Source organism: Desulfamplus magnetovallimortis (genome assembly GCF_900170035.1).
Taxonomy (GTDB): Bacteria; Desulfobacterota; Desulfobacteria; order Desulfobacterales; family Desulfobacteraceae; genus Desulfamplus; species Desulfamplus magnetovallimortis.
Map to the genome: position 1 here is coordinate 27,547 of NZ_LT828557.1, position 8,242 is coordinate 35,788.

Genomic DNA, 8,242 nt, shown 5'->3' on the forward strand with positions numbered 1-8,242 from the left:
TTTACTAAAAATCGACACCTATGATCTTGTAAGCCTTGTCAACACTGTCTGAATCAGGATTCCCAAGATTAACAAAGATAAGGCAGTATTCACAAGGCTCAAAAGATAATAGGTGTCGTCTTTGAGTCATTTAATTTCTTAAAATTCAGATATACCTTTTGATCAGTTCTTCTGTAAAATGATCAATGTTGTCAACAGTTATTCCATATCTATCTCTTGCCTCTTCTGCATATGCCATAAGTCCGAAATTTTTAAGATCATCCAGACTTGAAAAAATCCCGGCCCTTCTTCCCACCCTGAAAATCATCTGGGTTTCAAGATCCATTGAAAGAAATTTTTTTACAGGTGCGATAAGTTTATCTTTTTCATCAGGCAAAACACCGTCAACCTCCTGAAAGAGATTTAGGATGTGATCGCTTTTAACCGCACTTTGGATACCATCAAGATGCTCAAGAAAAAGAAGCAATTCCCTTGCAATTTCAAGATCACCAACAGGGGTAAAAATACCTGCTCTGGCATCTTTGGCGAGCTCTGAAAAATCAATAACTGCAAGGGTTCTGAGGCGTATAAAATCAGGATTAATCTGATTCAGGGCATCGGCAGACTCAATGGCATGGGAGGTTGATAGTTCTGCACCACCGAGTCCTGGCATATAATATTCGGAAAGCTCTATTCCGGCCTGCTTTACCTTTTGTCCCGCCTTGATGTGGGTAGCTTTATCCACACCTTTTTTGACAAGCTTCAACACATCGTCGGCAGCCGACTCCATCCCCACATGTATGCGATTGAGACCGGCTGCTGAAAGCCGGGCCATATCAACATCGCTTATACGGGCAATGGTATGGGATCGTGCATATGAAGTTATTCTCTGAATATCGGGAAATGCTTCTCTCAGATAAGTTAAAATCTCCACAAGATCATCTGGCGGGATAATCAGACTGTTGGCATCCTGAAGAAAAACCGATACCATTTTGCCTCTGTACCAGTGAAGAGCAGCCTGGAAAACAGGGAGCTCTTCCTTTGGTGTTGATTCAACAATTGGCATCAGATTTATGGAACGAAAATCCCCTGAAAACGGTACAGATTTGATGCGGTTGATATGTTTTTTTAAAAGGTCAATATCCTGTTTGATATGGAAAACAGGTCTTTTACTAAATTTTTTACCTTTATAAAGAGTGCAAAATTTACAAAAATTCCAGGGACAGTTTCGGGTAACCCGCAGCAATAAACTGCCTGCTTCACTTGGTGGTCGGATGGGGCCAAGTTCAAATCCCTGATATTGTGGTGTATCCTTCACTTTTTCCTCCAATTTTGGTAAAACATTAGAAAATTCTAACAATCAGGGTGTAATATTATCATATTACCCATACCGGAACCAAATAGGATTTCCGATTTTTTTGCTTAAGGAACAGGGTCTAAATAACTTGCCCATTAACCCACCCCACAGCCTCCTCTCCATGTCTGGAGAGGAGGAGTTCGAGTAAGTTAATGAAACCCTATTACTAAACAGCACAAAAATCGGAAATATGAGCATTCTTCACATCAAACAAAAAGAAAATCCAAAAACAACGCAAGAGATCAGGGAATCATATCTCCCCTGGTTATCTTTTCAATGACAGTATCATTGATATCAGGAAAATAGAGTTTTTCCCGTGCAGCACTGTTGACCCTCTCTTCCCACTTGATGAAGGCATCCACATTTCTCAAGGTGTGCTCTGCATTTTTAGGCCCGCCTTTTTCCGCAATCTCCCGAATACCATCCATTGCATCACTATCTGTAGGAAAATAGAGCGGAATGACTCCTTTGTCTGATGGAGCATCCTTAAACAGAGTCAGATTTTTACGTTCTCTCTGGCAATCTTCTTCAAATTTTTCAAGGCTGAAAAAATTAAGGCTTCCCATGGCACCCATGGCATGGCGTACAATATGCACACCATATTTTCTAAGTGTGTTACGGCTCAGTTCAGACTCAAAAACAGATTCATTGTTCAGGGTGGAGATGCTGGTGCTTCCACCGGACTGGGCTGAAGGCAGCTTTGTAACCCAGTTATTAACCCTTGCCATTGCAGCATTAATTAAAGGCTGATGGGTAGAGCTGTATGAAAGATCGCCTCCGGCTTCAGTTACTCCCGGGATTCCTCCATGCATACAGAATACACCAGGGTTTACGCTTTGTGACATTACAATCATAAAAAGTACCTGAGCATGGATCTGCGTAAGCAGAGCTTCCGGGCTTCCAGGGCCTGATGAACCTGCAATTGTAAGATCCAGAAGAAGCAAATTGGCTCCGCTTCTTGCACTTCGTAAAAATGGTTTAATCATTGTACTCATAGGTACAAGGGATGTAATAAGGCTTGTGCCGTCCACCCAGTCATCTTTGCCTGCAAGGAATTTCATCTCCTCATCTGAAAAGCCTTTTGTTGCAGTCATCTTAAGACCTGGAAAGGCATTTTCCATGAACTGTGCCCTTTCAAAAGCAGTAATGCTTTTATCAGTTTCCACGGGCAGACTGAATATTTTGACCACATCCTGATTTTCGCTTACACAGTTAACAATTTTTTCAAACTCTTTTCTGTTAGCCTGACGAAGTTCATCATCAAAAAGGCGTTTAAGGAAAGGAGGTGTTGCTCCAGTTCCAAATGTATTTAAACCAGGGTCACCCGGCCATGTTCTGGGACATTTTTCAAGACACTCATTTATATAGGATTCTTTAACAGGAATAAAAAGAGCAGTTTCATTTTCAAAATCTATGGCATCTGCTTCCATGAGAATATCCATGAGTTCCTGGCTCTCAGAGATATTCATGCCAATGTTTGAAAGCACCTTTATTGCGTTGTGATGAACTCTTTCATAGATATTTTTCTCTTCAATAAGGTCGTCCATATCTGCCAGTCTTGAAGTGGCTTTTTCAAAAACATTACCCTGTTTCTCATTTGCAGTCAGGTCTTCATAGACTTTCTTTGCTGCTTTAAAATCGTATTCATTTTCAAGATTTAAAGCTTCTTCAAAGGTATTCAATGCATTGTCACCCATTTTTTACTCCTTCTGTTTTTTTCATGATTGGCTTTTGTTGGAGCCTAACTATTCTTTTGTCGGAGGCAATTGCCATTTTTGAAAAACAATATGGCAAAATCTGTTGTAAGGAGTACTATACAAACTGTGTGCCAGCAAAGATAATTAATCAATATTTTTCTAAATTATGCAAAAAAACGATGGATATAGTATTAAAAAATTAAAATTAACTGTTAATTTTGTTGTTTTATTCATTATTACAGAAAAATATTTTTCACATGTTTTCACTTTTATAGCAAAATATTTTTCTTTAAAATCAGGGACTCTTAAGGCATTCTTTACCGTAAAAATGACTATCATTTTTATATTTGAGGGAGAATTAATACGTAATCAATCATACCTGTTTACCGTGGAAATGGATACAAAATTTTATATTTTTTTGGGGGCTGCATCGCAGCCATGGACGATTAATATTACTTTTTTGAATTCACGGCTCTGACATTCACAGGCCATACCAATGGCCACTCATCAGAAATATAATTACCCTTAATTTCAAGTTTATTTACAAGCTCCTGAAGCAATATCCATGTAGTTTGGCCATCAGAGGGTGCAAACAGGGGTTCTCCAGGAAATAATTTTCCATGTTCAGCATAGGTAAGAACCCCTCCATGAAGCTTTTCACGGGCAACCATAATCATTGGCAATGAATGAACTATGGCTTGCCCAGCCTTTGCAGTCACACCCTTTTGAGAATTTTGCGCTACTCTTTGTTCAGCGTTTGCAGTAAAACTCTTTTTAGAATTCGCGGCTATACTCTGTTGAGCCTTTCCAGAGATATTATCTTCAGGATTTCCAGAAAGATTAGCTTGAGAGTTTTCAGAAAGATTACCTTCAGGGCTTCCAGAGATATTATCTTCAGGGTTTCCAGAAAGATTAGCTTCAGGGTTTCCGGAAAGATTAGCTTCAGGGTTTCCGGAAAAATTAGCTTCAGGATTTCCAGAAACATTATGCTCAGTGCTTCTTACCACCCATATCTCATTTGGCTCTGAAGAAGTATTTAAATGAAATTTTTCACTGTCTTCCAGATCTGCATAGCCTACCCAGCGGGGCAGGCGCTGTAACGCAATTTTTTCAATTTTTAATTTAACCATATATTCATGAATCTTTTTAGATTTCATAATGATCTCATTGACAAGTGCATCAGCCTTTTTGCTCTCAATCTCATATTTCTGGTTTGATGTGCACAGCCAGTGATGCTTTAAGGATGATTTTTCAAGAAGGTCAGCAAGGGCGGCAAAATCCCCTGAATTCTCTCTGCCTGCAATAGTAACCAGAGGTTTTGCAAAATACCTAAGCAGATCAAGTTTCAAAATTGGAGAAAAGCGCTGCTTCACAAGATAACGCATCTCTTTCAACATGGTTTCCAAAGAGGGATCTGAAAGAATCCTCTCCACCATCTTGTTTACGTAATCACAATGTGAGGCTTTTTTAAGCTCTTGGACATGGACATTTATTACAAATTTTTCCGGAAATGCAGGTTGAACATCATCCATTAAAGGAATATATGCTCCTCCTGCATAGGATTTCACCCCGTCCACAAATGTCTGGGTGGGATGTCCCATAAAATACCATGTCTCAATTTTCTGGTTGGGTTTGTTGACAATGCATTCCCAGAGATTAGTAAATGCATGAATCATCTGTATTTTTTTTATCTCATTAACAACATCTACCTTGTTAACGGCAAAATTCTGATCAAACGCCTTTATACGCTCTGCAATTTCACTCCAGAAAAGAGTTTTCTCTTTCATATCAGAAGGATAAGAGAGAAGATCATAATAAAAAGGATACATAGAACATATTGATGATATGCCAGCATTGATGCCATCATTGGGAAACTTCCCCTTAAAGCTTTCAAGTGTATCAATATATTGTTTCAAGGAGGCTACCTTGTCAAACTCTGCTATGACGTTCCTTCTTTTTGCCCATGCAACTTTTATTAACTCAAGTCTGGCTCTGAAATTTTCAACAGAGTCTTTCATTGCCTGTGAAACATTGGTAATCTGTGTGGCTGCAACAATCAGAGATTCAATGCGATTGATGGCTTTACCTCCATCCATAAGGTTAAATAAAGATATTACAGATTTTCCCTCATCAGACCCACTGGTTCCGCTGTCACTATTACCGGATGATTCTCCTGATTTCGCTGGCAAACCAGATTGATTTGATGAATCAACCTTTGCACTCTTCCCTGAAGCTGATTCAGTATCCTTACCCTGATTTGAACTGGATCGAGAATTTGCTTCAATCCTGTTAAACTCATCAGTCAAAGCCTTCAAAATGCGAGTCATCTCCTGTTTTGCCTCAACGGTTACACCAATTTTTTTCTCCTCCCACAATCTTTTAAGATCAATAAAATCAGCCTGTTTTGCCACAGAAACATGTTTCATATTCAATGAGGCATCTTGAAGCATTTTTTCAATGGTTGAAGACTCTTCATTAAATCCACCCTTGCGTATCTTTTCAAGGGCATCAAAATTTTTCTTGAAAATCTCCTTTTGATGGGCAATATCTATTTTCAATTTTTCAAGCACCAGGCGTTTTGCTTCGATTTCTCCGGATGTAAAAACAAAAGTGTAGCTGTTTTCAATATCATCAAGAAGTGACTCTATTCTTGAAACATCTTCGGATTCAAATGCAACATCTATATCATGTTCAACCATTTTGCGAATCCTGCCTGAATCCTTGACATTTATGGACAGCATAATGGTAGATGCAATCACAGTGAGCATTATCAGAGAGAATAACAATGTTTTTCTGCGCTTGGCAGCAATCTTTTTACGAGCATTATCAAAAAAGGCCTTAATGTGCTCCTTGGATTCCTTTCTTTTCAGTGTAACATCCTCGGTGTCATTCTCAAGTTCATGCCAGAGCTGATCAAGTGCCTTTACAGAATTTTTCAGAAATGCCCTGAGCCTTATATGCTCAAGCCTGTCTCCATAGGATATCTTTATTTTACGAAGAATATTTGCATGACAGAAATCATTACATGAATTGAGAAATACCTCTTCCCTTGCTCTCAGAAAAACTGACAACATAAAAACGACAAGTGATGCAGTAAACGCTATAAGGATGTTATCAAGGGGCTTTGCAACATTTAACATCAAAATATGCAACAGATCTCCGGAAGCTGCTGTGATTCCGGAGACCCCACCCTTGAGAGCTTCAACAGCCATGCCCTGATGCTGTCCTGCAATATTGCTCCATGTCCCGGCAAGTGTTCCGGCTATCCCCAGCAAAGGAATTATCCAGATTATTATTTTGACAGGAAGATAGCTTGATTTAATCAATGCATCATCTTCCTGTACCCTGTTTCTGAGATATTTTGAGATATCATCGGTTACACCCATAAAACGGATTATGGATAAAACCTCTTTTATTCTGCTCAATAAAAGAAAATTATCAGAATCATCCACCAGATTACGCATATGCGCCAAAGTTTCCCTTGCAAAATCCTTGGTGAACTCAATATTTTTACCAGAAGGAAACACCTCAACATAAAGCATCTTCTGCTGGAGAGTGAGTTTTCGCCATTTTACAAAAAGATTGCAAAGAGCTGTGGTTAACAAAAATATAACAAGAAATGAAGCAGCAGAGCTTATGGAAAAAAGCTCCGCAGATTTCATGTACCCCAAAGTATAAGTTATGCCAAAGATAGCCATGGTAGCTATCACGCCAAACAGCAAAGAGACAAATATATTTGCGCTTGTATATTTTCCAGCCGGCAAACCCATCCGGCTTTCAATATCCATTTTGCCCCAATGGTATTTTACGGGTGAATTATCTTCATTACTGGAATCAGATACTTTGTCTTCAGTCAAAACAGCATCCCTTAAGAGAATGGCAAAATTGCCGGATTAATAACCAATGAACCTGTATTGATATATTGGACTTTTTATAACGTACATGGCGGATACCTGCCACAATCTAAGGAGTGAAAGTCGTTTTTAAAACAGGCTGTTACAGAGACTTTCATATAAAAACCCCCATGTTTGCTGACGCATCACAGCAAAACATAAAAGTCGTTGTATATCAGTATTTTATGGAGACTTTCTAATAAACCATCAAAAATCAACTTGATTATCAAGGGGTACAACATTCCAGAATTTTTCCTGTATATCCTTTCTTTCAAAAAGGATTTCATGATTAGCACCGGGTATGGTAACAATTCTGCACATGGGAAGAGACTCACATATTTTTTTATGCGAAGAGTTACACACCACACTGTCCAGCTCAGCACTTGCAATCCATACAGGGATATTGATGGCGGAAAGCTCCACTGGTGAATCCAGATATTTTATGGAATCGAATGCCGCTTTCAGCCATCCCCAGGTGACTCCGCCAAGCGCAAGCTCTCTGTTTTTTTCAATCTCATCATGCTCAATAAAAAAATTATCATGATCATGGGTCAATGGATTATCTTTAAATTTAACCTTTTCCCGTGAATAGTCATGATTACCAGGGAAATATGATGTTTTTAAACCGGCTTTCACTGCAATAGATGCAATGGTATCGGCTAATCTACGGGGAACAGGAGATGTACAGATGTCTGTCATGGGAGAAAGCAGAATAGCCTTTTTTATCTGATGGGGTATCTTGTTGTTGTGTGCTTTTTCCATAAGAAATCTCAAGGCGATATGTCCTCCCATTGAGTGAGCCATAATTGTGACAGGCAAACCCATTCCGGCTACAATATCGCTGTAAAAACGATCAAGATCATTAAGGTAATAAGCAAAATCAGCAACATATCCCTTATGGCGTTCAGGAATGTCCCTTGAAGAGAGTCCCTGTCCCCTCCAGTCCATACTCAAAACATTATAACCCATGGAAGAGAGGATGGTTGCAACACCATTATATTTTTCCATGAACTCTGTCCTGCCATTAAGAAGCAGTATAACTCCGATTATATCTTTTTCAGGAACAGATGCAGAGAGCATTCCCCAGCGAATAGTTCCTGCAATATCTGAACCAAACCAGCCAAAATGAAATTTCCGAGCATTTTCTCCATAAACCTTTCCGCTGTCAGCAAGGCAATTCTGGCCAAACAACTGGGAAGATGCCATAAGAACATGTAGTAGCCCGATAAAACCGGAGTTAAAGAATCTTTTCATAATTCAGCAATATCCTTTGCTTTGATAAACGACAATGACCAAATTGCATCACAATAAAATAG

The 8,242-nt window shown here is 39.2% G+C and carries 4 protein-coding genes; all 4 read right to left on the minus strand.

What is annotated here, in order from left to right:
- Positions 1 to 145 precede the first annotated feature (145 nt).
- Positions 146 to 1,297 carry a radical SAM protein gene (locus MTBBW1_RS22145; protein WP_222424145.1) on the minus strand — a complete coding sequence of 384 codons (1,152 nt, stop codon included), beginning with the start codon at positions 1,295 to 1,297 and terminating at the stop codon, positions 146 to 148.
- A 281-nt stretch (positions 1,298 to 1,578) separates the two neighbouring features.
- Positions 1,579 to 3,033 carry a trimethylamine methyltransferase family protein gene (locus tag MTBBW1_RS22150; protein ID WP_080807353.1) on the minus strand — a complete coding sequence of 485 codons (1,455 nt, stop codon included), beginning with the start codon at positions 3,031 to 3,033 and terminating at the stop codon, positions 1,579 to 1,581.
- Between the two features lie 452 nt (positions 3,034 to 3,485).
- The gene (locus tag MTBBW1_RS22160) at positions 3,486 to 6,890 is read right to left on the minus strand and encodes a hypothetical protein (RefSeq protein WP_080807357.1); all 3,405 of its coding nucleotides are present in this window, start codon (positions 6,888 to 6,890) and stop codon (positions 3,486 to 3,488) included.
- 243 nt (positions 6,891 to 7,133) lie between these two features.
- Entirely contained in the window at positions 7,134 to 8,180 is a 1,047-nt protein-coding gene (locus MTBBW1_RS22165; protein ID WP_080807360.1) for an alpha/beta fold hydrolase, read from the minus strand.
- Between the last annotated feature and the right edge of the window lie 62 nt (positions 8,181 to 8,242).